Here is a 26,275-nt window from a genome sequence, read left to right as displayed (position 1 = left end):
AAGAACCGTGGTGTCACCGCGAGCGCCGGTGTCGATGTTGTGCCAGGCTCAGGCGCGCCTCCCGGGCCATGCCGACTCCGTCTGCACCTCGAAACCGAAACTCAGTCGACAAGTGCGCCGCCGGACAGATTGGCGATTGCTCCCGTCATGGCTCCAGCTCGATCTGAAGCCAGGAACGCGGCCGTCTCCGCAATATCAGACAGCGTAGGCAGCCTTTTCAGAAGCGTCCCCTGCGCCATCGCCCCGTCTTCGAGCAATTCCTGGACCGACAGCCCGGCCGCTGCCGCGGTTTGTTCGAAGAGATCCTTGGTGTAGGAACCCGCTGCCGGCGCATCGACGACAGCGTGTGGACGGATGCCGATGACCCGGATGTTGCTGGGTGCCAGCTCCGCGGCCAGGTTCCGCGAGAAGGCCTCCTTGCCGGCCGCGCTCACGCTGTGCCCCAAGATGCCGCCTACAGCCAGCTTGGAACCCGGCTCGGACAAAGTCAGGATGACGCCAGGACGCTCGCGACCCATGTGCCGTGCCACAGCCTTGCTTGTGATGAACAGCGTCCGCAGAAAGCCGTCGATCGGCCGCATGAACTCCTCCAGCGAGAGGTCCGCGAGCAATGTCCCCTGGTCGTGCATGACACTCACGGCGTTGAGGGCGATGTCGATGTTGCCGGCCGTCGCCGCGATCGCATCGGCGTGCTTTTCGACCGCCTGCTGATCGAAAACGTCAACTTGCGCGGTCTCGACTTTTCCGCCCGTGGCGGCGATATCGCGCGCCACGGCGTCGAGCTTCGCCTGCGTCCGCCCGGCGATGAAGACCCTCGCGCCTTCCCGCGCGAATACCCGTGCGGTAGCGCCGCCGATAGCGCCCCCGCCTCCATAGATCACAGCGCACTTATCTTCGAGCAGCAATCCACTCATATCTGATCAGACCTCCAATACGCAACCATCTGTTGCGCATTACTCTGCCATGAGGATCAGAAACGCGCAACCTTTCGTTGCGCAAACATGGCGAAGTGCCGCACGGGCACTGTGATGCCCAACCGGAGACCGACAATGTCGGGATTGCGGTTGCGCTAGCTACCATCCGCTGTGGTGTGGATAGGGCGAGCAGCCGGGACGTGCCCCCTCGGCGTCGGACTCGAAATACACCGCGACCGTGGTGATTCCGAGTCCGACGCGGATCATTCGGAGGACGCGCTCGTTGCGCTGGTCAGCGCTGCTGCATAGGTTGCGGCAGGAAGCGGGTGCATTCGGCTGGTAGGCGTGCGCCCGCGGTCCGGAGTTGGGTGATTCGGGTGAGGTAGGCGGCGCCCAGCATCATCTGATCGGCGATATCGGCTACGTGACGGTTGTTGAGGCCGGCGAGGTAGGTTCCGGCTACCCAGTTGTTGAAGCCGCCCATGGCTGGTCCGCACCATACCTGGTAGTCGGTGGCGCGGTCGGCTTCGCCACGGATGCTCCAGCCGGAGGACAAGCCGAGATACCACCGGAATACCAAGGCCATCTTGCGTTTTGGATCTTCGTCTGCGCCGATCAGTTGGCCGGGGTCGCGTTCGGTGAAATAGGTGACGCAGTCCTGCCAGACCGTTTCGAGTGGGCGGCGGAAGAGGGCGCCCTCGAGATCGCGGCGTAGGTCGGTGGGGATGTCGTCCAATCCGGTGTGGGCGCGGTAGGTGTCGTACAGGCGTTGGGCGCGGGCGGCGAACATGGTGCCTCGACGCAGGACCTGGACCTGCACACCGAGTTCGAACATGTCGGAGGACGGTGCCATTGTGCAGTCGGCGAAATCCGCTTGGGCCAGTAGTTGTTTGGTTGTTTCGCATTGGGCGGCTTCGCGGGTGGCCTGGTTGATCGAGCCGGTCACCACATATGCGGCACCGAGTGCGAAGGCCGCTGCTGCTGCGGCGGGTGTGCCGATGCCGCCTGCGGCGCCGATCCGTACCGCCGCCGCTGCGGGGACGGCGGTGGCAATTCGATCGCGTGCGGCGACAAGTTCCGGAAACAGCACGAGCAGAGGTCTGCGGTCGGTGTGGCCACCGGAATCCGCTTCCGCGGTGATGTCGTCGGCCATCGGCACAAGCTCGGCCAGGCGAGCCTGTTCCGATGTGAGATCACCGGATTCGACCAGTCGGCGCAGCAGCGCGACAGGTGCCGGCCGTAGGAAGGGTTCCGCGACCTCGACTCGGGACACCTTGGCTATCAGGCGATTGCGTACCTCGATCCGGCCGTGCCGATCGATGCCGAGGCCCGCCGCTCGGTATCGCACGACCTCGGTGGTCAGGCTCATGAATGCCGAGGCCTCGACGCAACGTACGCGGTGGCGCAGGCAGGAATCGACGATGGCGCGCTCCAGCGCCGGTTCGGACGGACTGTGAATCAGGTTGCAGGCAAACGGTTTTCCCAGCGCACTGAGTTCCGACAGTGCCACATCCACGGCCGGGGGCGTCACCCCGGCCGCACCATATGACGCCAGGTAGCCCGCACGCGCCATCGCCGCAACCAAGGCCGGTGCGGCGATGCCATTGGCCATCGCACCTGCCGCGTATGCCGCGCGCACGCCGTGGGTCGCGTGGAACTGCCTGTCCCCGAGCGACTCCGGTGGCAGTGGTGCGACCGCGGTGAGCACCTGCGATCGTGCCGCGACCGCCGCATCGGATGTGGCTCCCACTCGGCCGTCGTGCCGCACGATCCAGCACGGTTGCCGCACATCGAGTAGTACGGACATGATGTCGTCAGCGCTTTCCGCGACGACGCTGGTCGACGATACGGTCACGGCCGCTCCTCTCGCTCACCGAGTTCGACCGCCAGGTCGATGAGTTCGTAGATGCGCAGACCTGGCTTCCACAGCGAACCGTCCACAATGACGGTGACACCGTTTGCGCCCCTGCGGATTTCCTTGATGTGCGCCTCGAGCCGCACCGTTGCGTCGGTCGGCAGGAATTGGCCGCGGTAGCGCCAGCTGAAGGCGATATCGCTGGGGATGCGGAAGACGGGATCGGCGATCGTGTCTGCGTATCCGGCGTCGAGCATCCACTCTTGGATAGCGTGGATGACCGATTCCACCCCCAGCGATCCCGGGATCACCGGGTCCAGGTGGAAGTGCCGGGCGAAATACCAGTCCGACGGGTTGATTTCGCGCAGCGAATGCAGATATCCCGCACTGTATTTCCCGCCATCATCGACTACGTCGATGCGGTCGATCAGTGCCAGGGTGCGCCGGGCGCACAACGCCGCGTTCGGATCCGCTCGGCGAGTCGCGACATCGATGGTCCGGGTTGCTTGCGGATGCTCATCCAGCCAGGTCGGTACCGAGCGCCCGGCGTCGAGGCCGGTTTGGTTCGCCAGCGCTTCGTCGCTGAAGTACCCGAACATGGTCTCGCCGGTGTAGAAGGGTTCTCCGTCCACGCTCAGCGTGTAGTCGAAGTTCTGCAGTGACGAGCCGGGCAGGATCGTCGTAGACAGCAGGCGCGATGTCTGCTCGATCGTCTTGTCCCGCAGATCTACCCGGCGCAGGACGGTTGCCGTGCCGCCGAGGTTGCGCAGGCTCAGGGTGACACCCGGCTGAGTGAGAGTGGGACCGGCGTAGTACCCCATCAGCAGTGCCGCTTGCAGCGAGGTCTCCATGTACACGAAATGCGGCATGGATTCATTCGCGGTATCGCCGTAGTACCAGGAATCGGCGGGTGAGTCGTATTCCGTGCGGTACGTCGCGCCATCCAATTTGCCTCGGGCACCGTCGAATTCGAGGACACGGTCGACCAGGAGCAACCCGCCCGTCGGCAGACGGGTTGCTCGGACACCGGTGTATTCACCGAATTCGGGGCCCATGGCGATGGCTTGATCGCCGCGGGCGAGGTGGGACATGTGGAATTCATTGAGCAATAGACCCGGTACCGCCGCACCGGGGCCGACGCCCGTGCCTGCCGGTTCGGCCACCGTCACGGTGACCTGTAGCGGAGCGGAACCCGCGATGGTCGCGGTGCCGGTGACATGCGGCCGGGGCACCAGGTCGATTTCTGTGACAGTGAATTCGACTGTGCCAGTGTCGCTTTCGCCGATACCCGGAGCACTGACAAACATGCTCCGCGAGAGGTACAGCTGCATGCCGGTAAACAGTGCGAATACCTCCGCCGCCTGTACTGCGGCCGCTCGTGTATCGCCGTCGAAACGCGCTACCACGCGGCCGTTTCCGGTGCCGCCGCGCAGTTCGACGGTTACGACCTCGGTGAGGACCAAGGGGCCTGCCGCCGCGAGTCGTGCCACGGACTCGACGCCGGAGCGACGATATCCGAACACACCGGTGACATCGCCCTGGGTGAGGCGTACCAGTGCCGCTCGATCGAGGCTGGTGCGGGCGGTGCGGGCCAGCGGCTTGAATGCACACTCCGGTGCGGCAGCGATGGTTGCGGCGGAGATGGACGGGCCACTGTGCCCCTTATCCGTCGCCGGGCCCTGAGGGTGCACCGTCCGGTGCCATATCGCCCGTTGCAGCGCGACCTGAGCGGTGAGCGCGGCGCGGTGGGCGGCCACGACGCCGGAGCGGATCTCGGTGAGAGGTCCCGGAGCCTGCGGACGTGCCTTTGCCACAGCAGTCGAGATTGCAACTTCTCGCACCGCAGGCGTTTCATGCCCCCTTGACGTTTCACGCTCCGCAGATATTTGGTGCGCGGCCAGGATCTCGTGCACCGGGGGTTTTTCGTGCACCGCTGCGCTCCTGTGCTCCGCCGAACTTCCCTGCACCGCCGAACTCCCGTGCACCGCTGAACTCCCCTGCACCGCCGAACTCCCCTGCACCGCCGAACTCCCCTGCACCGCCGAACTCCCGTGCACCGCCGAACTCCCATGCACCGCCGAACTCCCGTGCACCGCCGAACTCCCGTGCACCGCCGAACTCGCGTCCACCGCCGAACTCGCGTCCACCGCCGAACTCGCGTCCACCGCCGAACTCGCGTCCACCGCCGAACTCGCGTCCACCGCCGAACTCGCGTGGACCGCCGAACTCGCGTGGACCGCCCGGCTTCCGTGGACCGCAGGGCTCTCATGGACCGCCGTCGCCGTGCCCCTGGCCGAGACAGTGCCGATCGGATCGAAAGGCACCCCGTCGAACTCGATAGCCGTCATGACAACCACCCCCGCACCGAAGCCTGGAATTTCGCGGTCAAATCCGGCGTCGTCACCACGGTGACGTCCGAGAAGCGTTGCAACACTGTTCCATCCGATGTCGTAGCGGTGGCGTCGATCCGGACGTCGAAGCTGCTGGTCCGTGGGTTGTCCACGGTGAGCAGGAACGGCTCGTCCGTGGGCAACTGCCGGTAGTAGTCCACGCGGCCGACACCCAATGGCAGACAGGCTGCCCCGAGGAGTCGGTAGCCGAGTACCGGCGGTCCCTGCAGGATCAGGTCGGCGAGGACCGGATCGTGCAGGCGGCCGCCGTAGGCTCCGTCGGCCACGCTCGCGGCGGGCAACGCGCAATGGAAGACGATCGCCTCGTCCGACGCCGCCAGTACCGTGCGCAGGCCCTGGAGGGCCGGTGCGTGGAATTGGATGGCATCGCGGTAGATATTGGCGTCGCTGACCGATCCGGTCGGGATCGCCTTGGTCGGTGGCTGATCTGGTTCGGCAGCCAGCAGCAGCGTCGCCCGGAAGTGCAGCGCATCGCCACTGCGGACAGTCGCCTCGACCAGCACCACGCCGTCGACCGACTCGGCCGGCACGAGTTCGAGTTCGAGTTCATCCATCGGATGGTCGAACACGATTCCCTTGAGGACCTGGAAATCCCTGGCACCGATAACCGTTCGACCGGGCAAGCTGCGCTCGGCCAGATTCACCATCGCGCCGATACCAAAAGTGGCTGGCAGCACGATATGTTCGCCGATTCGGTGCGCCTGGATAATCGGATCGTCGGTGAGCCCGGTGATGATCCGCCGGGCCTTGGCCGCGGGTGGATGCACTGTCGTATCACCGGTAAGGCTTTCGGCCGGACCGATGAGAACCACGGCGTCGTCGCGCCGGTCCGCCGTGAACTGCTCGGTGAAGGCCGTCGCGCCCGTCTGGGGGTCCAGCAGGGCGATGCCGCGAGCGTGGAAATGTTCGCGCAGTTCGGGCGTCACCATGCCGCCGTCCCAGGCGCCCCAGTCGATGGCGGTGACGTGGCAGTCGGGATGGCGTCGCCGATAGCTCACCGCGAATCGGGACAGTGCCTCGTTCGCGGTCGCGTAATCGGCCTGACCCGCATTACCGAACAGTCCGGCCACCGAGGTGAACAGCACTAGATGCCGTAGTTCGCCGAGCGCGGCCAGCACAATGGCCAGCCCGGAGATCTTGGGATCCAGCACCCGCTGAATGGATTCGGCCGTCTTATCGGTGAGCATGGAGTCCGCCAGCACACCTGCCCCATGCACAACGCCGGTTATGGTGTCGTGCCACGGTGCGAGTGCGGTGCGCACCGCCGCTTCATCGGTGGCGTCGACGGCCAGATACTCCGCCCGCGAACCCAATTCGGTCAGAGTGTCGCTGATTTCGCGGGCGGCCCTTACCTGCGCGCACGCACGCTCGATATCCCGTGGCTTTGCTCCGGTGCCGACCAGTGCACGCACCGCCGCCGACTTGAGTTCGGCGTCGGAAACGTTTGCAGCCCAGTCTGGTTCAGGTGTCAGCTCGGAGCGGCCGACGAGCACGAAGCGCGCCTCGCTGTGCTGTGCCAGCGCCCGGACACATGTGGCGGTGACGCCGCGCGCACCGCCGGTGACGAGCAGAACATCCTGTGCCGTAAGCACACTCGGCCCTTGCTCGTCACTCGAATGCACGATGGTGACCGAACGGGCGGGCGCATGTGCACTCGGCACAAGCGTCCGCCGCTGCTCCGCCGCATCGATACCGACCTCGAGCGTGTCACGCGCGGCATCGTGCAACTCCGCGGTGACCAGCTCGGCCAGTCGGGCCGGTGTGATTTCCGGGTCGATGTCGAGCGCCCGGCAGAACAGCTCGGGTTGTTCGGCCGCAAGGGTTTTCACCACACCGCCGACACCGCCGAGCAAGGCGGCGATCGGACCCGCCGTGCCGAGGAAGCCGAGGTGACCGTCGATCCGGGTAACCGTGACGAAGGCCGCCCGATTATCGGTCTTCGCCAAGCGTGGCACCGCGTGACCGGCGGTCAGCACCGCCGCGCCGAGCCATCGCTGCGCGGCCTCCCAATCGGCGAACTCACAGCTCAGCACCGCGAGGCAGATATCGACGGAATCGAGATCCGATAAGCCTGCCGAATCCGTCCGCTGCACCGACCATCCCTGCTCGGTGAGCACGGATTCGATGGCGGCGCAGTCCGCATCCGCCTGGCCGGTGAGATCGATCAATGCGACCGCAGCGCCCTCGCGATACGGGGCAACGGCCCGGTCCAGCGACGGCAGGGTGATCAGTTCGACGGTATACCGCGGCGTTTCGGCCGCGGCCTCAGCTTTTGGGTAGACATCACCACCCACCGACGTCGCGAGTTCGTCGACAATCTGATCCACTGTGCGTAGCGTGCCAAGCTGCTCCGGACCGAGGCTGGGTAACTCCGGAAACCGTTCCTGCAGCGCGCCGATCACCTGGACTCGCTTGATCGAATCCACCCCGAGATCGGCCTCCAGATCCATCGACGGATCCACCATTTCGACCGGATACCCGGTCTTCTCGGCAACTACCTCACGCAACGCGATCCGCAGGTCGTCGCCCGTGGGTGCGGCCGCCGTAGCAGCTCCGGCACCGACCGTGGCTGCGGCTGTGCCACCAGTTCCGGCACCAACCGTAGGTGCAGCCACCCCAGCAGCCGCGGCACCAACCGTGGGGGCGGCCGTAGCACCAGTTCCGGCACCAACCGTAGGCGCAGCCACCCCAGCAACTCCGCCAGCAGCCGTGGGTGCACCCGGGACCCCTGATGCCGCCCCACTCTCACCCAACAAACTCGCGATCTGATCGAGCGTGCGCAACGTCCCCAACTGCTCCGGCCCGAGATTCGGCAGCTGCGGGAACAGCTCCTGCAGCGCACCGATCACCTGAACCCGCTTGATCGAATCCACCCCGAGATCGGCCTCCAGGTCCATCGACGGATCCACCATTTCGACCGGATACCCGGTCTTCTCGGCAACTACCTCACGCAACGCGCTCAGCAGTGCGTCGGCGGATGCCTGAGAGCTGGATGCCGCGCCGGACGCGCCATTCCCTGCCGCCGTAGCAACCGAGCCACTATTGGCCCGCAACTCGGTAGCAGCGCCACGGTTGAATTCGGGAGCGGCGGAAGTGCCACCGTTGGACCTCGGAGCAACCGGTCCACCGTTGGTGGAAACCCCCGAATGCGCCGCATCGGTTTCGGCAGCACCCGATGTATCCACATCCCCCGAAACCAACGGCCGTCGCTCAGGTGCCGATTCGATCGCCGCCTGCCGAGTGGACTCCACCCGCCGCGTCACGGCCGCCGTCCGCGCAACAGGCGAGAATCCACTCTCCAGCTCCGCCAGCTGCGCGAGCACTTCACTTGCCCGCGAATGACTTTCACTGATCGCCACGCCGTGATCCTTCACGGCTTCGATCGCACGCAAGGTCGCCTCATCGAGCGATCCGCCGCCCAGCGCACCGGCCAGGCCGCGGGCCATATCCAGCTGACCGTCGAGGAACTGACGGTGGGTCTGTAGGTGCTGCACGAGCGCACTGTCGAGCGCGTCCGACTCGTAGGGCTGATACACAGTCGTCTCCGTAGGTTCGGCGAACGTCGCTGCCACAGGCAGCGTTTCGGGCTGGGGATCGACCACGGTGTCGACGGGAGTCGGTGCGGCTACACCGACGCGATAACCGTCATCGAGTGCGGCCGCGTACGCCGCACGCCGACTCTCGGGCACATACTCGGGGGCCGAGATCGTCACGGTCATGGCACGATTCGAGGTGCGCGGGGAAGGCATCGGCGCGGCATGCCGATTGATGCCGTGCAGGCCGAAGCCGAGCACGGCGAGCCGCACCGCCGCCCGTACCAGCGCGAGATCGCTATTGCCGATGGGACCGGAATCGGTCGGGATGGCGATGACATCGTCGCCGAGGGTGCGCCGCACCAATGAGGTCAGCACCTGCTTCGGCCCGAATTCCACGAATACCGTGCAGCCATCGGCGCGCAGCGCGGTCAGCGCGGCGACGAATTCGACCGGCTTACTGAGCTGTCCGGTGAGCAGCGCGCGATTGGCCGCGACATCGCCGCCATAGCGGACATCAGGGGTATTCGCATAGACCGGCGCGTCGGGCGCACCGATCGTCACCGCCGCGGTCGCGCCGGCGAACGCGTCCACCGCATGCGCCACATACGGCGTGTGGAACGCACCCGACACCGGCAGTGCCCGCGTCGCCACCCCACGCGCGCCGGCCCGCTCGACTACGGCGGCGATCCCACCCGGGCCGCCGCCGACAACGACCTGATCGGGCGCATTATGGTTGCAGATCCACACATCGTCGACGCCGGCGAGTAGTTCCTCGGCGATATCCCTCGACGCGCCGAGCGCCACCATGGTCCCGGCCTCGACACCGGCTGCCGGTGTCATCGCCGCACCGCGCGCCCGAGCCAGGGCGAAGAAGTCCTCGGTCCCGACCGCACCTGAAGCCCACAGCGCGGTGAGTTCACCGAAGCTGTGCCCCAGATATCCGTCGGCGCGCAACCCGCACTCCGCCAGCGCCCGGAACTGTCCCGCCGACAGCGCCCCGATCGCAGGTTGCGCGAATTCGGTTCGGCGCAAAGACTTTTCCTGTTCCGACGACGTCTCCTCGTCGAAAGCGGGCGGCGGAAACACCACCGAAGACAGTCGCACCGACGCCTCGGCGAATGCGATATTGGCCGCATCGAAGGCCGCGCCGACCGCCGGATTGCTCAGCGCCGCATCCGCTCCCATATCGACGTACTGACTGCCCTGTCCAGCGAACAGCGCACCGATCTTGCGCTCCGGCAGTGCGGCGGCCCGGAAGTACACGCCCTCCGGGTGATCCCACGTCACGGCCTCGGGGTTGCGCACCAGTTCGTCCACCGCCAGCGCCCGCAGGTGCGCCGCATTCTCATCGTCCACCGAGACGAATCCGATGCGTGCGTGGTGCTCCGGAATATCGCCGCCGTCAACGCCATCCGCGCTTCGAACCGCATCAATCAACCCAGCCACATCGGGCGCATGCCACAGATGCGCCCGCGCGGTGCGGTGCAATACCGGTTCGGTGCGAGCCGAGTCGGCTTCCTCCAACACGACGTGGAAGTTGGTGCCACCGAACCCGAATGCCGACGCCGCCGCCCGACGCACCGGCCGCTGCGGATCCCGGATCCACGGCCGCGTCCGGGTATTCACGTAATAGGGCGCGTCGTCCGGCATGATCTCCGCATTGGGTGCGTCCACATTGATGGTGCCCGGCAACACCTTCTGATGCAGTGCGAGCGCCAACTTCATGACCGAGGCGGTGCCCGCCGCACCCTTGGTGTGCCCGATCTGCGACTTCACACTGCCCAGCGCTGCGAAGCGGGACTCCGAAGTCGCGTCCGACAGCAGCGATTTCAGGGCGGTGAGCTCGGTCTTGTCCCCGACCGGTGTGCCGGTCGCATGCGCCTCGATGAGCGCGACATCCGCCGGTGAGCAATCCGCATCGGCATAAGCCCGATCGAGGGCGACGCGCTGCCCGCCCGCACGTGGCGCGTAGATGCTCTTCGCCCGGCCGTCACTGGAGGAACCCAGACCGCGGATGACGGCGTAGATCCGATTGCCGTCGCGACGTGCGTCTTCCAGCCGCCGCAGGGCGAGCATCGTAATGCCCTCACCGAGCAGGGTGCCGTTCGCGTCGGAGGAGAACGGGCTGATTCGCCCGTTCGCCGACAGCGCCCCCACCTTGCTGAAGCACATGTAGATGAAGATGGTGTTCTCGGTATCCACACCGCCGGTGATCATCATGTCGGCCCGGCCGTCCTGCAGTTCGGCAACGGCCGTCCGCAGTGCGGCAAGCGATGCCGCACAGGCCGCATCGACGGTGCAGTTGATACCGCCGAGACCGAGCCGATTGGCGACCCGACCCGCGGTGATATTGGCCAGCAGGCCCGGGAACGAATTCGCTTCCCACGGCGCGAAAGCCGCGACGAACTTATCGGCGATCGCATCGGCGTCGGAATCGGAGAGCCCGACCGAGCGCGCCGCCTCCTTCAACACCGGTGTCGAAAGTCGTGCCGCCAGTGGATGCATCAGCGGCACCGGTCCGGTGGTGCCGAGCACGACGCCGGTCTTGCCTGGGTCGTACCACGCGGAATCGACCGCGCCCGCGTCGATCAGCAGATCGCGCGCCACTCCGAGGCTGAGCGTCTGCATAGTGCTGGTGACTTCGAGCTGATTGGGTGGCAGCCCGAATTCCAGTGGGTCGAAGTCGATATCGGGCAGAAACGCACCGCGACGCGAGTAGGTCTTATCCGGTGCGTCCGGATCGGCGTCGAAGTAATCGTCGAGGCTCCAGCGCGAGGTGGGCACCTCGGTGGTGCAGTCCACTCCGTCGACGATGTTCTGCCAATACTCTCGATGATTGTGCGCGTTGGGCAACAGCCCGGACATCCCGACAATGGCGATCGGGTTGCGCGCCAGGCGTCTGTCGTCTGTCACGAAAGTTCCTCTCGAACCGGGTGGAAAGATCAAGCGGCTACGGTGGTCGCGGTACGCGATGCGATGAGTTCGGCCGCACCCGCGGCGAACATGTGGTGACCGAGGGAGCTCGGGTGCAGACCATCGGCGGTCCACACTTCGGGCCGCTCCCACTCGGACTGCGCGGCGATATCCAGCAGCAGCGTGCCGGTTCGAGCGGTGACATCGGCCAGCACGGTATTGGCGAAGACGAACCGTTCGCGCAGCAGTGCGCGGAAGCCCTCCGGCACCGGCAGCCGAGCCGGAATATCCGGGTAGCTTGCCGTGAAAACCGTTGCGCCAGTGCTACCTAGCGTGTCGAACAGCGTCCAGAGGTTGCGTTCGAACCGATTCGGATCGAAATCGCTGACCAGATCGTTCACGCCGACGACGACACCGAAGAGGCCCGAACGCGCCGAAACAGCCAGGCGCAGTTGCTGTTGGAGCACAATGCTGGTGGTGGCACCGTGCGCTCCCAGGTTGCGCACGGCAGCGGGTCGCAGACCGAGCTGGCCGCCCAGTCGGGGCACCCAGCCGCGGTAACCGCCACCGGCCGTGGCGTCGCCGCGACCCTCGACGAAGCTGTCCCCCAGGGCTGTTAATCCACTCACGCCGACACCCCGTCCTTGGTGACATGCCGCGCTTCGACCGGGAAGTCGACCTTCTCATACAGCTCGGTCAGCTCCTGCTCGCCGAAGTACTTGTCCGGCGAGTAGATTCCGGCGATCATTCCGAAGAACTTCTTCGAGTAGTCCTCGTCATAGCTGGTCGCGCGGAATACCGAATCGTAGTAGGGCGTCAGCGACAGCTCCGAAATGCTCTGTGTCAGTTCATAAGTGCTCGCGCTCTGCGCATCGCGCTGCAGCTGGTACTCGGCCAGCGCGGCATCGAGCGGCCGGGCGCCGGACAGGCCCGCGTCGACCAGAGCGGCCAGCAGCTGGGCGTACTTGAAGGCATCGGTAATGCCCCAGCCGGTGAACGGGTCCTTGTGGTAACCGGCGTCCCCCACCAGCGCCCAACCGGGTCCGTAGGAGCGGCGACGATAGTTGTCCGGGTAGAGCATGGGCCGGAACTGCTCGACCCGCTTGCCGGTATCCCGCAGGCGCGCACCGAGTTCCGGGTCGATCTGGTCGACGATCTCCTGCACGCCGGCATCCGGATCGGTGCGGAAGTCGCGGAACCGGTCCCGTTTGCGCATCACCGCGACCAGCGAGAGTCCGTCATTGGTCGGCCACGCCGCGAACTGCTGCTCACCGAATCCGGTGCGGTGCTGCATACCCCAGTCGACGCCGTCGTAGTAGGAGTAGTAGACGAAGCACGCCGCCGGGGAGCCGTCGTAGACCTCGGTGCCGACCGCCTTGGCCACGGTCGAATTCGATCCGTCGGCGCCGATCACCAGACCGGCACGGAACTCCTGTTCGGCGCCGTCGCGGACGCGCCCGCGAATGCCGACCACCCGATCCTCGTCGAATACCAACTCGGTGACGGAGAACCCGTGGATCACCTCGACGCCGGCGTTACCGGCCGCGTCGACCAGGATCTTGTCCAGCACGGTGCGGCGCGGGCAGTACACGGCGTCGATGCCGTCGGCCGACACATCGGCGAAACCCTTGATTACGATGTCGGTGTAAGAGAAGTTCAGGTGCCGGATCGGCGGGCAGCCGGAGGCCACCACCTGGTCCAGCAAACCCCACGACTGCAGCAACCCGAGTCCGGTCTGGTGGATGTAGTGGGTCGAGGGGGTGTCGCTCGGGAAGGTCGCGCGGTCCACGGCGAGGACCCGGTAACCCTTCCTGGCGAGCAGCATGGCCAGCGGGGAACCCGCAACCCGAGTTCCGACAACGATGACGTCGTACATGTTCGCATCACTTTCCGGTAGTCGAATTCGATTTCGAGATCGCACCGCGCCTATTGCGCGGGTTGGCGTGCCGGGTAGAGGTAATCGATATCGGTGGAGTAGGCCGCGACGATCGCGGCTCTGCGCAGCTTCCGAGACGAGGTGAGCAATCCGTCGTCGACGGTGAAGTCGCCGCCCACAATTCGGAATGCGCGGATCGATTCCGCGCGGGAGACAAGGGAATTCGCATCGTCGACCGCGGACTGCACGGCAGCTTCGAGATCGCCTTCGGGATGGTCACGGCGCCAGCGCTGCACCTGTGTCGGATCCAGCGTCACCAACGCGGTGACGTAATCGCGGCCGTCACCGACCACCATGCAGTTGCTCACCAGCGGATGCAGGCGCACCCGGTCCTCCAGCGGCGCGGGCGCGACATTCTTGCCGCCGGAGGTCACCAGGATCTCCTTCTTACGGCCGGTGATCCGCAGATAGCCGTCGGCATCGAGTTCACCGAGATCGCCGGTGTATAGCCAACCTGCGCCGTCGACGACGGCCTGGTCCGCCGCCGCACCCCAGTAGCCCGGCGAGACGTGCGGTCCGCCGACCAGCACCTCACCGTCGGCGTCCGCAATGGCGACCGAGGTGCCGGGGATCGGCCGCCCCACGGTGCCGAGCCGGTTGGTTTCCGGGGCACTGACCGTCACGGCGGTCGCCGCCTCGGTGAGCCCGTAGCAGTTCAGCAGCACCACACCGAATCCGGCGTAGAACCCGATCGTCGATTCGTCGAGCGAGGCGCCGCCGGAGATGACGTAGCGCAGTTGCCCACCGAGCGCGGCCGCCACCGGATGGTCGGACGGCTCCGGTGGCGCCTGGTCACCTAGCAATGCCAGGCCGCGCGTCACCGCTTCCTGCTCCTCGGTGCCGGAGAGCAGGGTGCGGCAGTACTTGCGAATCTTCTCCAGCCCGTAGGGAATCAGCGCCAGGAAGGTCGGCCGCAGCGTCGGCAGCATCGGCACCAGGTCCGGGATACCGGGCAGCAGATGGGTGCGGCTGCCGCCGAATAAGCATGCGAACAGGATGGTCTGCCCGAAGACATGCGACAGCGGCAGCGCCAGTACGGTCGTGCCGTCGAAGAGCGCGCCGGTCTGCCGCACGGTATTGGCCGAGGACACGAACATATTGCGGTGCGTGATCAGGCACCCCTTGGAGACACCGGTGGTGCCGCTGGTGTAGACGATCATGGCCAGGTCGTCGGCGTGCACCGCGGCGATGCGGGCATCGAGATCGGCGTCGATCTCGGTCGCCGTCCACTCCGCGATCAGCGCGAAGGTCCAGACCTCGCCCGCACCCGCGGCACGCAGGCGCGCCGCATCGGACTCGTCCTCGCCGACGAAATACGCGCTGCCACTATCGCGCAGGATGTGCTCGATCTGCGCCGCCGAGGAGGTCGGATACACCGGAACGACCGCCGCACCGAGCGCGAGCAGCGCGCAATCCAGCAGCGCCCACTCCAGACTCGTGCGGCCGAGGATCGCGACCCGATCCCCGGCTCGCACCCCACGCCCGGCCAGCGCCGAGGCCAGCGCCCGTGCCCGCCGGTCCACCTCGGCGCAGGTGAGTTGGGTTCCGTCCGCGCCGCACAGCGAATGCCGTTGCGGATGTGCCGCGGCCGCACCGGAAATCACCGAGTACAAACTCGCGTCGTCCGGTAGGTCGATTCCGTTCTCGGTCACTGACACTGTATTCACAATGTCGAATTCTGGTCGGCGGCAATGAATTACGTCCCCGCCGATACAGAGGTTCCTACCGCGCGAATGTCATGGCCTATCGAAGCACTCAGGCCGAGAGCGCACGGGCAATATCTATACGGGCCGGTTCGGGGGAATCGACGCACTCCAGGAAAAACGAAACCGCCGGATTCGTTTCATCCGTACGCCACACCGCGTACAAATCCAATGTCGGCACCGGATCGAATAGTTTGACCGCCACCGAGCTACTGCCCGGCGCACCCATCCCCATCGAGATCGCGCGCGGTAACGAGGCGAATCCGACGAACGGACGCACCGAAACCACGTGGGCGGTGGCACCGGGATCATCCGCGGTATGCGCGACGGCCAGGCTGATCCTGGTGTCCGCGGCCGCGCGGAAGATGGAGTCGTACATGGCCGGACACTGTTCGCGGGCGAACAGCACACACTCCTGTCCGGCCAATTCCGCGAAGGGCACGCCGGGCCGGTCGGCCCAGCGGTGTCTGCGCCCGACCACAGCCACCAGTGGAACCCGGTGCAGCAATCGGCGGTACCCGAAGTCCGGGGTGCTCGGGTGGCCGTACACCAGCGCCAGGTCGAGCGAGCCGTCGGACAGCGCCGCCAGCTGCGGGCCGGTGCGCTTCTCCCACAGCGACACCACGATATCGGGATGCCGTTCGGTCATTCTGGTTAGCGCCTCCGGCAGCACATGTCGGCTGGCCGGAAGGTTGTAACCGATATTGAGGGTGCCCGCGCGCCCCTCGGCGGTCGCCTTGGCGACCTGGGCGGCCCGGTCCATCTGGGCGACGATGAGGCGGGCTTGACTCTCGAATTCTCGGCCCGCCGGGGTCAGTTTGACCTCGTGGGAGTTACGTGCGACCAGTTGCACGCCGAGTGATTTCTCCAGCTTCTGCAGCTGGGCACTGAGACTGGGCTGCGTGAGATGCAGGCGCTGCGCTGCGCGGCCGAAATGCAGCTCTTCGGCAATAGTGATGAATGAGACCAGATGTCGGAACTCCATGCCGCCGGCTCCTTATTCCGCGTACCCGAAACGTTAGCGGAGCCAGGTAACCGCGGATGAACCGCGATCGGACGGATATCGCCGAGACCATTGCGGCCGGGTGAACTGACCCCGGTGCGTGCGCGGGTGTGCTATCGCGGGCCGCGACCATTCAGCATCCCCGAAACGATGGGCCGAGACAATAGCGAATATCTCACCTTCGGACCCGGTGTGCTATCACACCGGGTCCGAGCACAACTCACTTGGCGGTGAACCTCGTCGGCAGGGCTTCCAGGCCGCGAATGACCACATTCGGCTTATAGGGCGGTTCGTCCGAAAGTAGTTCGATATCACGCACTTTGCGCAACAGAACGTCGAGCAGCACCTCCATTTCCAGCAGTGCCAGGGGCGCGCCGAGACAGTAGTGGATACCGAGGCTGAAGCCGAGGTGCTTCTTGGCCGGACGCATCGGATCGGAATACCTGGCCACGTCGACCCGGTCGGGATCGGGGAACACGGCATCGTCGCGGTTAGCCGAATTGATCAGCACCACAACCCCTTCGCCGGTTTCGAACTCATGGCCCGCGACGGTGATCGGCCGGGTGGCGGCGCGGGTGGTGATCTGCACCGACGGCTCCAGCCGCAGCAGTTCGTCCGGCGCGGACGCGGTCAGCTCGGGACGTGCGCGCAGTGCGGCGATTTCGCCCGGATTGCGCAACAGCTGCAGCATGCCGGTGCCGATCAGATTGGCGGTGGTCTCATGTCCGGCGACGAAGGTAGTGATGCACGTGGCCAGCAGTTCCTGTTCGGTGAGCACATCGCCGCGGTCCTCGACCTGCGACAGCGCGCTCAGCAGGTCGTCCTTCGGATCGTGGCGCCGCTGGTTCAATAACTCACGGAAGTAGCCCATGAACCCGCGCGAACCGGCGCTACGGGCCTTCAGCGCCGCCTCGGGCAGCGTGTAGTCGTGATCGAAGCCGCGCGCCAAGTCCTGGGACCACCGGTGCACCTGCTCGTAGGCCTCCGGCGGCACACCGATCAACTCGCAGGCGATGATCAGCGGGAGCGGGTAGGCGATCAGCTCGACGAGATCGAATTCGCCCGCCGCCAGGGCATTGTCGACGAGTTCCTCGGTCAGCTGCTCGATGCGCGGGCGCAGCCTGGTCACCATGCGCGGGGTGAAGCCCTTGGTCACCAGATTGCGCAGCCGGGTGTGGTCAGGCGGCTCCATCCAGAGAAACGAAGTCGGCAGTTCCTCCGGCGCATCCTCCGCTGACACGGTGGGGTGCATCATCGCCGCCTCTTCCGCATGACTCCACGCGGTGGTCGACAGCACGGCCGCGCAGTCCTCGTAGCGGGTCAGCAGGTGGTGGCCGAGTGGGGTCTGATGCAGCGGGCCCGCTTCGCGCAGGACCCGTGCGAGTGTGTACGGGTCGGGTCTGCCTTCCGGACCGAATAGCTGAGCGATGGCGGTCTGGATGGCGGAATCCTGTTCCGCCACCGCCGTATTCGCATGCGACATTTCAGGGTGGTCCCTTCTGTGCGGTGCACCGCCGAACTGGCGGTGCGGCCGGTCGGAATGTGGCGGTGCGGGGCGCGACATTGCGGACCCGTCACCGCGTCGGTTCGATGAGGATCGGTGCGCGTTCGGGCGCCGCGTCCGGTTTCATGTTGCCGCGCAGCAGGATTCGGCTCGCGACCAGCGGATGCAGCAGTGCTGCTGGCGGTTCGACGAGGTTCGCGACCCGCAGAAAGGTGCGCGCGACCTGCGGATCGATATGTGCGGCGCGGTGCGCTCGGGCGACATAGGCATTGGTGAGGCGCGTGCGCGTCGTTCGCGGGCCGATGACGCCCAAATGGCTGAGATCGGCACCGGCCGCGAGCTGCCACGCGACATCGACCACTCTGCCTGCGGCGGAGTAGAACCGGGCAGGTAGCTCGGCCTCGGATCCGGCCCGCAGACATTCGCGCAAAACCAGGGCCTGTTGCGCGGCCACAGCCATGCCCTGCGCGTACAGCGGATTGAAGCTGCACAGCGCGTCACCGAGAACCAGAAAGCCTTGCGGCACAGCAGGAAGACGCTCGAAGCGGCGGCGCACCGGGGATCGGAACCGGTGCGGTACGGCGGCATCGAGCGGTTCGGAGGTGGTGATGAGTTCGTGGATATCGGTTGCGGCGATGGTTTCGGCGAATTCGGCAAAGCCGTCCGGATCGGTCGGCGGGTGGTCGCCCAGCATCCCGGCCAGTGTGATGTGCCAGCGGTCGTCCTCGACCCGAATCGCGCCGCCACCACGACCATTCGGGCCGGTGGAGATGATCACCGAGGAATGGCCGCTCAACTGGCCCGGCCGCCAGCGGAAGAGTCGGGAGGCGTAGCCGAGATCGACCTCGAGGCGTTCTTCCAGCGGTATCCGCGCACCGAGGGCGGCCAGCCATACGCAAGCGCGGGAGCCGCGGCCGGTCGCGTCGACGATGAGGTCCGTGGCGTACGCCTGCGCGCCGTATCCGCCCGAGACCGATACCGCACGCACCCGCTGCGGGTCGCCGATGAGGCCGCGCGCCATGCCTTCGCACAGGCGCACACCGGGCACGGCGAGTGTTCGTTGCCGCAGTACCTCTTCCAGTAGCGGTCTGGTCGCCATTACCGAGGTGAGTCCGGTCGAGGTGGGCGCGACGCGCAATCCGCCTACGTACCAACGGGTTCCGACCAACGCTTCGGCGGTGGTAGCGCCCCGAGCGGCCATCTCGGAGGTGAAACCCGGATACAGCTGTTCGATGATGGTCCGGCCGCGATCCAGCAGCCCGTGCAGATGCCGTGCCTGCGGTACGCCGCGCCGCGGCTCGGTACCGACCACCATGTCGCGCTCGAAAATGGTGACCTGGGCGTAGTGCTCGGAAAGCACACGGGCGGCGAGCAATCCGGCGATGCCCGCGCCCAGCACCACCGCGTGCCGCCGCTCGTTCATGACTGCGCCTCGCGGGCGCTCGGTTCCGTCATGACCGAGCGATGCTCGGCCGCGCCTATCGTTGGCTCACTGCGCTCGCTCATGACTCCGCCTCGCTGACAGTCGGCTCCACCACGGCCGAGCGATGTTCGGCCGCATCGATGGTTCGCTCGCTCACAGGGACACCGGCAGCGACATGATGCCGCGGTGGATCAGGCTGGGCCGGTATTCGACGGCATCGGTGGCGAGTTCGAGTTTCGGGGCCCGGTCCAGCAGAGTGCCGAGGGCCGCCTCCGCCTCGATTCGCGCGAGCGGCGCGCCGACGCAGTAATGGATGCCGAGACTGAAGCCGAGATGCTTACGCGCCGGGCGGTTTCCGGAATAGCGGGTGACATCGAAGGTGTCCGCGTCCGGGTATACCCGATCGTCTCGGCTGGCCGAGGCGGTGAGCACGACCACGCCGTCACCGCGACGGAATTCGTGCTCGCCGACGGCGGTGTCGGCCAGGGCCACTCGGATAGTGAACTGGGTCGGGGCGTCATAGCGCAGCATTTCGTCCAGCGACGGCCCGATCAGCGCCGGATTGTCCCGAAGCATTCGCAGCTGAGCCGGATTGCGCAGCAGTGCCAGCATGCCGTTGCCGATCAGGTTGATCGAGGTCTCCATGCCTGCGACCAGCGTCAACAGCGACATGCCGATCACCTCGGGCTCGGTCAGCTGCTCGCCGTCGGCGCTCGCGGCCACCAGCGCGCTCAACAGATCCGGCGTCGGATGCGCCTTCTTCTGCTGGATCAGCCGGGCGAAGTAACCCATGCACTCCATTGCCGCGGTGCCGCGGGCGGCCACCTCCCGCGGGTCGAGCAGTGAATCCGGATCGCTGCCCCGTGCGATCGCCAGCTGCCACTCGCGAAACAGCGCGCCATCGGCCGGATCGGCGCCGAGCAGCCGGACCGGCACCATCGCCACCGCGAGGGGTACCGCGAGATCGTCGAGTACATCGAGTTCGCCACGCCGCACCGCCGCGTCGACCAGATCGCTGACAACCTGACCGGCGACCGGAACCAGCTGCGCCATCAGTCGCGGCGTGAACGCCTTCGCGACCAGCTTGCGGTAGCGGCCGTGTTCGGGCGGATCCATTCGGACGAACGAGCCCGGAATCGCGGCGGTGGTGTCCCGGAACGGGCTGATTCCGGCTGCATAGCCGTGACCCCAGTCCGATCCGGTGAGGATGGCGGCGCATTCCTCATAGCGGGTGATCAAAGTGACCGGCACATCGCCGAATTCGTACGGGAACAGTGCGGCGGCATCGCGCACCCGACGGTATGCCGGATACGGGTCCGCCCGTTCGCTGGGATCGAAGGCGTCGAAAGTGATGGGAACGGCCGCGCGCCCACCCGTCCGACCGCCACCCCTCACGGAATCTGCTGTATTCATTTTTCCTCCAGCCGCACATGAAGTTCGGACATGCCGCGCACGACCACATTCGGCCGATACGACGGTTCGTCGAGCAGAGTCATGGCCGCGACGCGGTCGGCGATGGCACGCAGCACCACCTGCATCTCCAGCCGGGCCAGCGGCGCACCGAGGCAGTAGTGCAAGCCGAGGCCGAAGGACAAGTGCCGCTCGGCCTTTCGGCCCCTCGCATACCGCGCGATATCGAACTTGTCGGCGTCCGGGAAGGCGCGCGCGTCGCGATTGGCCGAGGCCAGCAGGACGATCACCGCATCACCGGGTGCAAAAGTCCGCCCGGAGACGGTGATCACGTCATGCGCGGTGCGAGTGGTGAGGTGCACTGGCGCGTCATAGCGCAACACCTCGTCGACGGCGGATTCGCACAGCTCCGGAAATTCGCGCAGCCGCTCGAACTGCTCGGGATTGCGGATCAGCGCGAGCACACCGTTGCCGATCAGGTTGACGGTCGTCTCGTGCCCCGCGACGACGAGAATCAACAGCGTGCCGAGCAATTCGGTGCGGGTCAGCCGGGCGCCCGCATCATCGGCCTGCACGAGCGCCGTGATCAGGTCCTCGCGCGGGGATTTGCGGCGCTGCTCCACCAGATCGCCGAAGAACTCCAGGAAGGCGTGAACTGCGGCGGTGCGTGCGGCCAATTCAGCCGGGGAGAGCAGCAGGTCTGGATCGAGGCCGCGGGCGATGCCGGTCGAGATCCGGCGTACGTGCTCGTGCGCGTCCGCCGGAACACCGAGCAGTTCACACACCATGGTGAGCGGCAGCGGATAGGCCAGCGCATCCAGCAGATCGACCTCGCCCGCGGCGAGCATCTTCGCCAGCAGAGCGTCGACCAACTGTTCGGCCCTGGCCCGCATGCCGCTGACGGTGCGCGCGGTGAATGCCTTGCTGACCAGTCCGCGCAATCGGGTGTGCTCCGGCGGCTCCATCCAGAGGAACGATCCGGGCAGTTCGACATCGCTGTCGCCGTGCAGCAGTTGCGGTTCCTCGGCGTGGCTCCAGCGCGGATCCTGCATGATCGTCTGCGCCTCGTGGTGACGGGTCACCAAGTGCATATCGTGCGGTCCGGGCACAAACGGCCCCGCGTCGCGCAGCACCGCATAACTGTCATACGGATTGTGTCGCAAATGCGGTGCGACGCTCTGGACGACCGCCAGCTGAACCGGGGTCAACTCCTCGACCGCGGAATGGTCGGAACTCACCGGCAACTCCTGAATGGAAAGCGAAATGGACACCGGGCGAAAACAATTCCGGTCCATCGTGGTGCCGTCGCACCCGGCGGTACGGCGCCGATTGTCCGTTCCTATCGCGCCATAGCGCGAATACCTTATCGGGCAACGCGATTGAATGATCGCGGATGTTTATCGCAGACCGTAATTCACAATGCGTTCAATGCGCTGTCACAATTCACTGTTGTCGTGGCGGACATGAATTCTGCGGAATCGGTCGAAACGCTGCCGGGGCGGCTGGCCCGGATCGCGGCCGAGCACCCCGAGGTGACCGCCACATTTTGGTCGGTTTCGGAAACGCTGACCTACGCCGAACTCGAGCGACTCTCCCGCGCAGCTGCCACGGCGCTGGTCCGGCGTGGGATACGCCGCGGCGAGCCGGTGGGCATTCTGTGCCCGAACGCGCCCGAGTTCCTGATCGGTCTGTTCGGTGTCGCTGCGGCGGGCGGTGCCGCGACTCCGCTGCCCCTGCCCGCCGGTTCCGCGCAGCTGAGCGGATATCCGCAGAAGCTCGCCACCATTGTGGCGGCCGCCGGGATGCGCACGGTTTTGGTGTCGCACCGGTTCGCCGAGCTGGCAGCTCTGCTCGACACGGCGGTGGACGTCGAATTGGTGGACACCGCAACGCTGTTCACCGAGGACGGCACTGCGCTGCCAGCCATCAACGCCGACGACCTGGCCATCGTGCAGTTCACCTCCGGCAGCACCGCCGCTCCCAAAGGCGTTCGCCTCACTCATCACAACGCCCTCAGCGGGCTGGCCTCGATCCGCACCGGCATCGCGCTCGACCTGACCGATCAGGGCGGGTTCTGGCTGCCGCTGTTCCACGATATGGGCCTGTTCGGTACGTTGTCCGCGATCCTGCGCGGAATTCCGGCGCATGTCTGGTCGCCGCTGGCATTCGTCAAGGATCCGGCACGCTGGCTCGCCGAATTCGCGACCAGCGGCACCACGATCACCGCCATGCCCAATTTCGGCTACGAGGCACTGCTCAACGCTATCCCGGCGGACGAGGTCACCGACTACGACCTGCGGCGCTGGCGCATTGCCTGCAACGGTTCCGAACCGATCTCCCGCGACGTAGTCGACGCGTTCTGCGAGCATTTCGCGCCCGCCGGCTTCGCGCCCGCAACCATGTTCGCGGTCTACGGCATGGCCGAGGCGACCCTCGCCGTCGCCTTCCCACCGCTGGGCCGGGAACCGCTGTTCGAATGGGTGGATCGCGCAACGCTCGCGGATGATGCTCGGGCACAACTTGTTTCACCGGGCACGCCTGGTGCGCGTGCCGTTGCCGGTGTCGGCTCCGCCGTGACCGATCTGCGGCTGCGGATCGTGGATCTCGGTACCGGCGAGGAACTCCCGGATGGCGCTGTCGGCGAAATCCACATCCAGGGTCCCTCGGTCACCGACGGCTATCTGACCGCCGACCCGTCGAGCGTGGTCGAACTGCATACCGAAGGCTGGCTGTGCACAGGCGATCTCGGCTACCAGCGCAATGGCGAACTCTTCGTCACCGGCCGGTGCAAGGACATGATCACCGTGCGCGGCGTCAACTACTACGCCCAGGATGTCGAAGCCGCCGTAGGTGACCTCGACGGCATCTACAAGGGCCGCTGCACCGCCGCAACCGATCCCGCCGGCGCGGATGTGATGACGCTGATCGCCGAATCCGAGTGCACCGGCGCGACAGCCGATGCACTCGTAGAGCAGATCCGCCGCCGCATCGCCACAGCGCTCGGGCTCGCCGCAGTCGAGGTGTATCTCGTTGCGCCACGCAGCATTCCACGCACCAGCAGCGGCAAATTACAGCGCCTCGCCGCCCGCGACCTCATCTCCCAACGGCAATGACAAACGCACTCGACCGAACTGGAGTCTCCTGTGCACAGCTATGACGTCTTCCGTCACTACGAGCGCCTGCATTGGCGGCTGACCGATCTGGACCTCGATGTCGTCGACCGCGCATTGGTGCGGCCCGAATACGTGACGCTGGCCAAGAGCGCGACGATGGGCGAATCCAATGTCATCGCCGCGGTCCACGGCTTCATGAACGAATTCGTCGACGACTACGACTTCTCCACCTTCGCCGTGGTGTGGGGCTATCAGGAAGTGCAGCACCACTATGCTTTTCGCTCCTGGCTCGGCGCGGTCGGCGAGAGCGTGGACGAGAAGGCCGTCGACTCCATGCGCGAGCCGTACGCGCCCGGCACCACCCCCTCGGCCACCCTGGCCACGAATATCATCTCCGAACTCACGGTGAACCACATTTACCGCGCCGTCGCGAACTGGGTGCAGGAACCGGTGCTGAAGGGCCTGCTGCTCAATGCGAGTCGCGATGAGGCCGGACATGCCCGCGAATTCATCCACTACGCCACCAAACGGCTGCAGCAGCGGCCCGAGGAACTGCCCTCGGTGTTGGAGACCCTCTACGTCTACAGCTCCGAGGCCAAGATCAAGCATCCGGTGAGCACCTTCAAGGCGGGCATCAGCGAACTCGGCGACCACGAGACCATCGACACCGGATTCGATCTGTTCCTCGAACAGGTCGCCGCCGAGGGCGAGCTGGATGTGCTGCACGACAAGGTGCGTCGCACCTTCGCCAATATGACCGGCCTCGACCTGTCCTCCAACGCGAGGGTCCGCCGGGCCCTCGCCGACGCGATCGCCTAGCTCATGGAGCGACATAGTTCGGTTCAGGTGCCATGGTCGGTGATTCCGGACTACCACTGCTTCGGCTGCTCCCCGCACAACGCATCCGGGCTGCGGCTCGAGTTCGAACCGCATCGGGACGGTCTGCAGGCCCGGTTCCGGCTCGGACGCAGCTTCGAGTCCTATCCGGGCGTGGTGCACGGCGGACTCATCGGCGTGATCTGCGATGAGGTGATGGGCAATCTGATCGTGCTGGCCCGCCACCATCCCGCATTCACGGTCTCCCAGCGAACCCGGTTCATCTCGCCGCTGCTGATCGACCACGAATACCACTGTGTGGCAACGCTATCCGATTCCGAGCAGCCGATTCAGGCATCGGCCGAGATCCTGGACGCCGAGGGCAGCGTGTGCGCCACCTCCAGCGCGGCCTATCAGCCGTTCGAACTCGATGCGGTCCGCCATCAACTCACCCTCCGCGACGACGAGGTCGCCCTGCTCTCGCACGCATTGACCACGGCGAATGCCCTCTCTTCGAATGGAGTCCAACAATGACCCGCACCGCCGACGACATCCTGCGCACCGTCACCGATATCGCCGCCACCGAGACCGGCATCGCCGAGGCCGACCTACGACCCGACGTCGACCTGCGCGGTATGGCGGGTGTCGATTCGGTGCGCGTGCTGCGCATGGTCGCCAAGATCGAACGCACCTACGACGTCGAACTGGAGGACCAGGATGTCTTCGGTCTCGCCACGCTCGCCGATGTCGTCAAGGTGGTCGATCGGGCCCTGCACGAGGTGCAGTCATGAGCGTGCGAACCAAAGACACAGCTCGAGCAGTCATGGCGAAGCCGACCGCTAGCGAGGTGCAGCCATGACTGTCACGGCCGATACCAACCAGCACTACGACCTGGATCCGGATATCTTCGGCCAGTTCCTCGATCCGCTGCGTAAATACAGTTCGGCGCTGTACAACTCGCCGACTGTGGGACGGCAGCCAACGGAGTCGGCGGGGCGGGTAAACACCGAAACCCTCGAACAAGCGCAGCGGCAGAAGCTGCGCTTCGTCGCCGATCGGCTCGGATTGCGCGGCGGGGAGCGACTGCTCGATGTCGGATGCGGTTGGGGTTCGCTGATCCTGTTCATGGCCGAGGAATTCGGTTGCGACACAATGGGAGTCAGCCCGGCACCGCGCCAGCACGAGTACATCGCCGAACAGGCCCTCGCACGTGGTGTCACCGAACGGGTGCACACCAGGGTCGGCCACTTCGAAGAGCTCGACCTGCCGGTTCGCAGCTTCGACGCGGTGACCCTGCTCGGCTCGATCGTGCACATGCCCGACCTCGGCGCGGTCTTCCGGCGCGCACGGTCGGTGCTGCGGCGTGGTGGCACACTCTATGTCTCGGAGAGCTGTTTCCGAAATGCCGCCGCCCGCAATGCCTTCGACACCCGCGTCGGCACCGAGTTCGTCCGCGAGGACATATTCGGCTGGGGTGATCTACGCCCACTGTCGGAGTTGCTGACCGCCGCCGAGGACGCCGGTTTCTCGATCATCGCGGTGGACGATCTCACCGAGCACTACCGCCGCACCATCGACGACTGGATCGCCAATGTGGACGCGGCCGCCGAACGCATCGACGCGCACGGTCCGGGGCACGCCGCGAAGCTGCGGCACTACCTGGAGATCGCCAATGCCGGATGGGGTTATACGACCAAGCATTACGCGCTGACCTGTCGCAATGCCCGGTAGGAGAGGC

The 26,275-nt window shown here is 66.1% G+C and carries 17 protein-coding genes; 5 read left to right on the top strand and 12 right to left on the bottom strand.

What is annotated here, in order from left to right; all coding sequences use genetic code 11:
• Positions 1–101 precede the first annotated feature (101 nt).
• The 12 genes from AB0J47_RS02255 to AB0J47_RS02200 form a co-directional block, all read right to left on the bottom strand.
• Positions 102–914 (bottom strand): SDR family oxidoreductase, encoded by an 813-nt coding sequence (locus tag AB0J47_RS02255; protein WP_364339507.1) that lies wholly within the window; start codon positions 912–914, stop codon positions 102–104.
• 292 nt (positions 915–1,206) lie between these two features.
• The gene (locus AB0J47_RS02250) at positions 1,207–2,769 is read right to left on the bottom strand and encodes a PfaD family polyunsaturated fatty acid/polyketide biosynthesis protein (RefSeq protein ID WP_364339505.1); all 1,563 of its coding nucleotides are present in this window, start codon (positions 2,767–2,769) and stop codon (positions 1,207–1,209) included.
• Positions 2,766–5,117, bottom strand: coding sequence for a beta-hydroxydecanoyl-ACP dehydratase (locus tag AB0J47_RS02245; protein WP_364339503.1), 2,352 nt, complete (start codon positions 5,115–5,117; stop codon positions 2,766–2,768). Before AB0J47_RS02245 ends, AB0J47_RS02250 begins: the two co-directional genes overlap by 4 nt.
• Complete coding sequence (locus AB0J47_RS02240) at positions 5,114–11,629, bottom strand: SDR family NAD(P)-dependent oxidoreductase (RefSeq protein ID WP_364339501.1); 6,516 nt, start codon at positions 11,627–11,629, stop codon at positions 5,114–5,116. Before AB0J47_RS02240 ends, AB0J47_RS02245 begins: the two co-directional genes overlap by 4 nt.
• Before the next feature lie 29 nt (positions 11,630–11,658).
• On the bottom strand, positions 11,659–12,258 hold the full coding sequence (locus AB0J47_RS02235) for an SGNH/GDSL hydrolase family protein (protein WP_364339499.1): 600 nt from the start codon (positions 12,256–12,258) through the stop codon (positions 11,659–11,661).
• Entirely contained in the window at positions 12,255–13,505 is a 1,251-nt protein-coding gene (locus AB0J47_RS02230) for an NAD(P)/FAD-dependent oxidoreductase (RefSeq protein WP_364339497.1), read from the bottom strand. Before AB0J47_RS02230 ends, AB0J47_RS02235 begins: the two co-directional genes overlap by 4 nt.
• Positions 13,506–13,555: 50 nt before the next feature.
• Complete coding sequence (locus AB0J47_RS02225; RefSeq protein WP_364339495.1) at positions 13,556–15,232, bottom strand: AMP-dependent synthetase/ligase; 1,677 nt, start codon at positions 15,230–15,232, stop codon at positions 13,556–13,558.
• 88 nt (positions 15,233–15,320) lie between these two features.
• Positions 15,321–16,253 carry a LysR substrate-binding domain-containing protein gene (locus AB0J47_RS02220; RefSeq protein WP_364339493.1) on the bottom strand — a complete coding sequence of 311 codons (933 nt, stop codon included), beginning with the start codon at positions 16,251–16,253 and terminating at the stop codon, positions 15,321–15,323.
• A 238-nt stretch (positions 16,254–16,491) separates the two neighbouring features.
• Positions 16,492–17,754, bottom strand: coding sequence for a cytochrome P450 (locus AB0J47_RS02215; RefSeq protein ID WP_364339491.1), 1,263 nt, complete (start codon positions 17,752–17,754; stop codon positions 16,492–16,494).
• A 91-nt stretch (positions 17,755–17,845) separates the two neighbouring features.
• A complete protein-coding gene (locus AB0J47_RS02210; RefSeq protein WP_364339489.1) occupies positions 17,846–19,198 on the bottom strand; it encodes an NAD(P)-binding protein in 1,353 nt (450 codons plus the stop codon).
• A 153-nt stretch (positions 19,199–19,351) separates the two neighbouring features.
• Positions 19,352–20,611: a cytochrome P450 gene (locus AB0J47_RS02205; protein ID WP_364339487.1), complete on the bottom strand. Its 1,260-nt coding sequence runs from the start codon at positions 20,609–20,611 to the stop codon at positions 19,352–19,354.
• Positions 20,608–21,846: a cytochrome P450 gene (locus tag AB0J47_RS02200; protein WP_364339485.1), complete on the bottom strand. Its 1,239-nt coding sequence runs from the start codon at positions 21,844–21,846 to the stop codon at positions 20,608–20,610. Before AB0J47_RS02200 ends, AB0J47_RS02205 begins: the two co-directional genes overlap by 4 nt.
• A 225-nt stretch (positions 21,847–22,071) precedes the next feature.
• Here AB0J47_RS02200 and AB0J47_RS02195 point away from each other — a divergent pair, with 225 nt between their 5' ends.
• The 5 genes from AB0J47_RS02195 to AB0J47_RS02175 all read left to right on the top strand — a co-directional run bounded on the left by AB0J47_RS02195 (position 22,072) and on the right by AB0J47_RS02175 (position 26,268).
• Positions 22,072–23,721: an AMP-binding protein gene (locus AB0J47_RS02195; RefSeq protein ID WP_364339482.1), complete on the top strand. Its 1,650-nt coding sequence runs from the start codon at positions 22,072–22,074 to the stop codon at positions 23,719–23,721.
• A gap of 30 nt (positions 23,722–23,751) precedes the next feature.
• On the top strand, positions 23,752–24,540 hold the full coding sequence (locus AB0J47_RS02190; RefSeq protein WP_364339480.1) for a ferritin-like domain-containing protein: 789 nt from the start codon (positions 23,752–23,754) through the stop codon (positions 24,538–24,540).
• 3 nt (positions 24,541–24,543) lie between these two features.
• On the top strand, positions 24,544–25,071 hold the full coding sequence (locus AB0J47_RS02185; RefSeq protein ID WP_364339478.1) for a PaaI family thioesterase: 528 nt from the start codon (positions 24,544–24,546) through the stop codon (positions 25,069–25,071).
• Positions 25,068–25,328, top strand: coding sequence for an acyl carrier protein (locus AB0J47_RS02180; protein WP_364339476.1), 261 nt, complete (start codon positions 25,068–25,070; stop codon positions 25,326–25,328). Before AB0J47_RS02185 ends, AB0J47_RS02180 begins: the two co-directional genes overlap by 4 nt.
• A 64-nt stretch (positions 25,329–25,392) precedes the next feature.
• Positions 25,393–26,268, top strand: a complete 876-nt coding sequence (locus AB0J47_RS02175) for a class I SAM-dependent methyltransferase (RefSeq protein ID WP_364339474.1) — start codon at positions 25,393–25,395, stop codon at positions 26,266–26,268.
• Positions 26,269–26,275: the final 7 nt, after the last annotated feature.

It is taken from the genome of Nocardia sp. NPDC049737 (assembly GCF_040674755.1).
Lineage (GTDB): Bacteria > Actinomycetota > Actinomycetes > Mycobacteriales > Mycobacteriaceae > Nocardia.
This window is presented reverse-complemented; position numbering and strand designations above follow the sequence as displayed.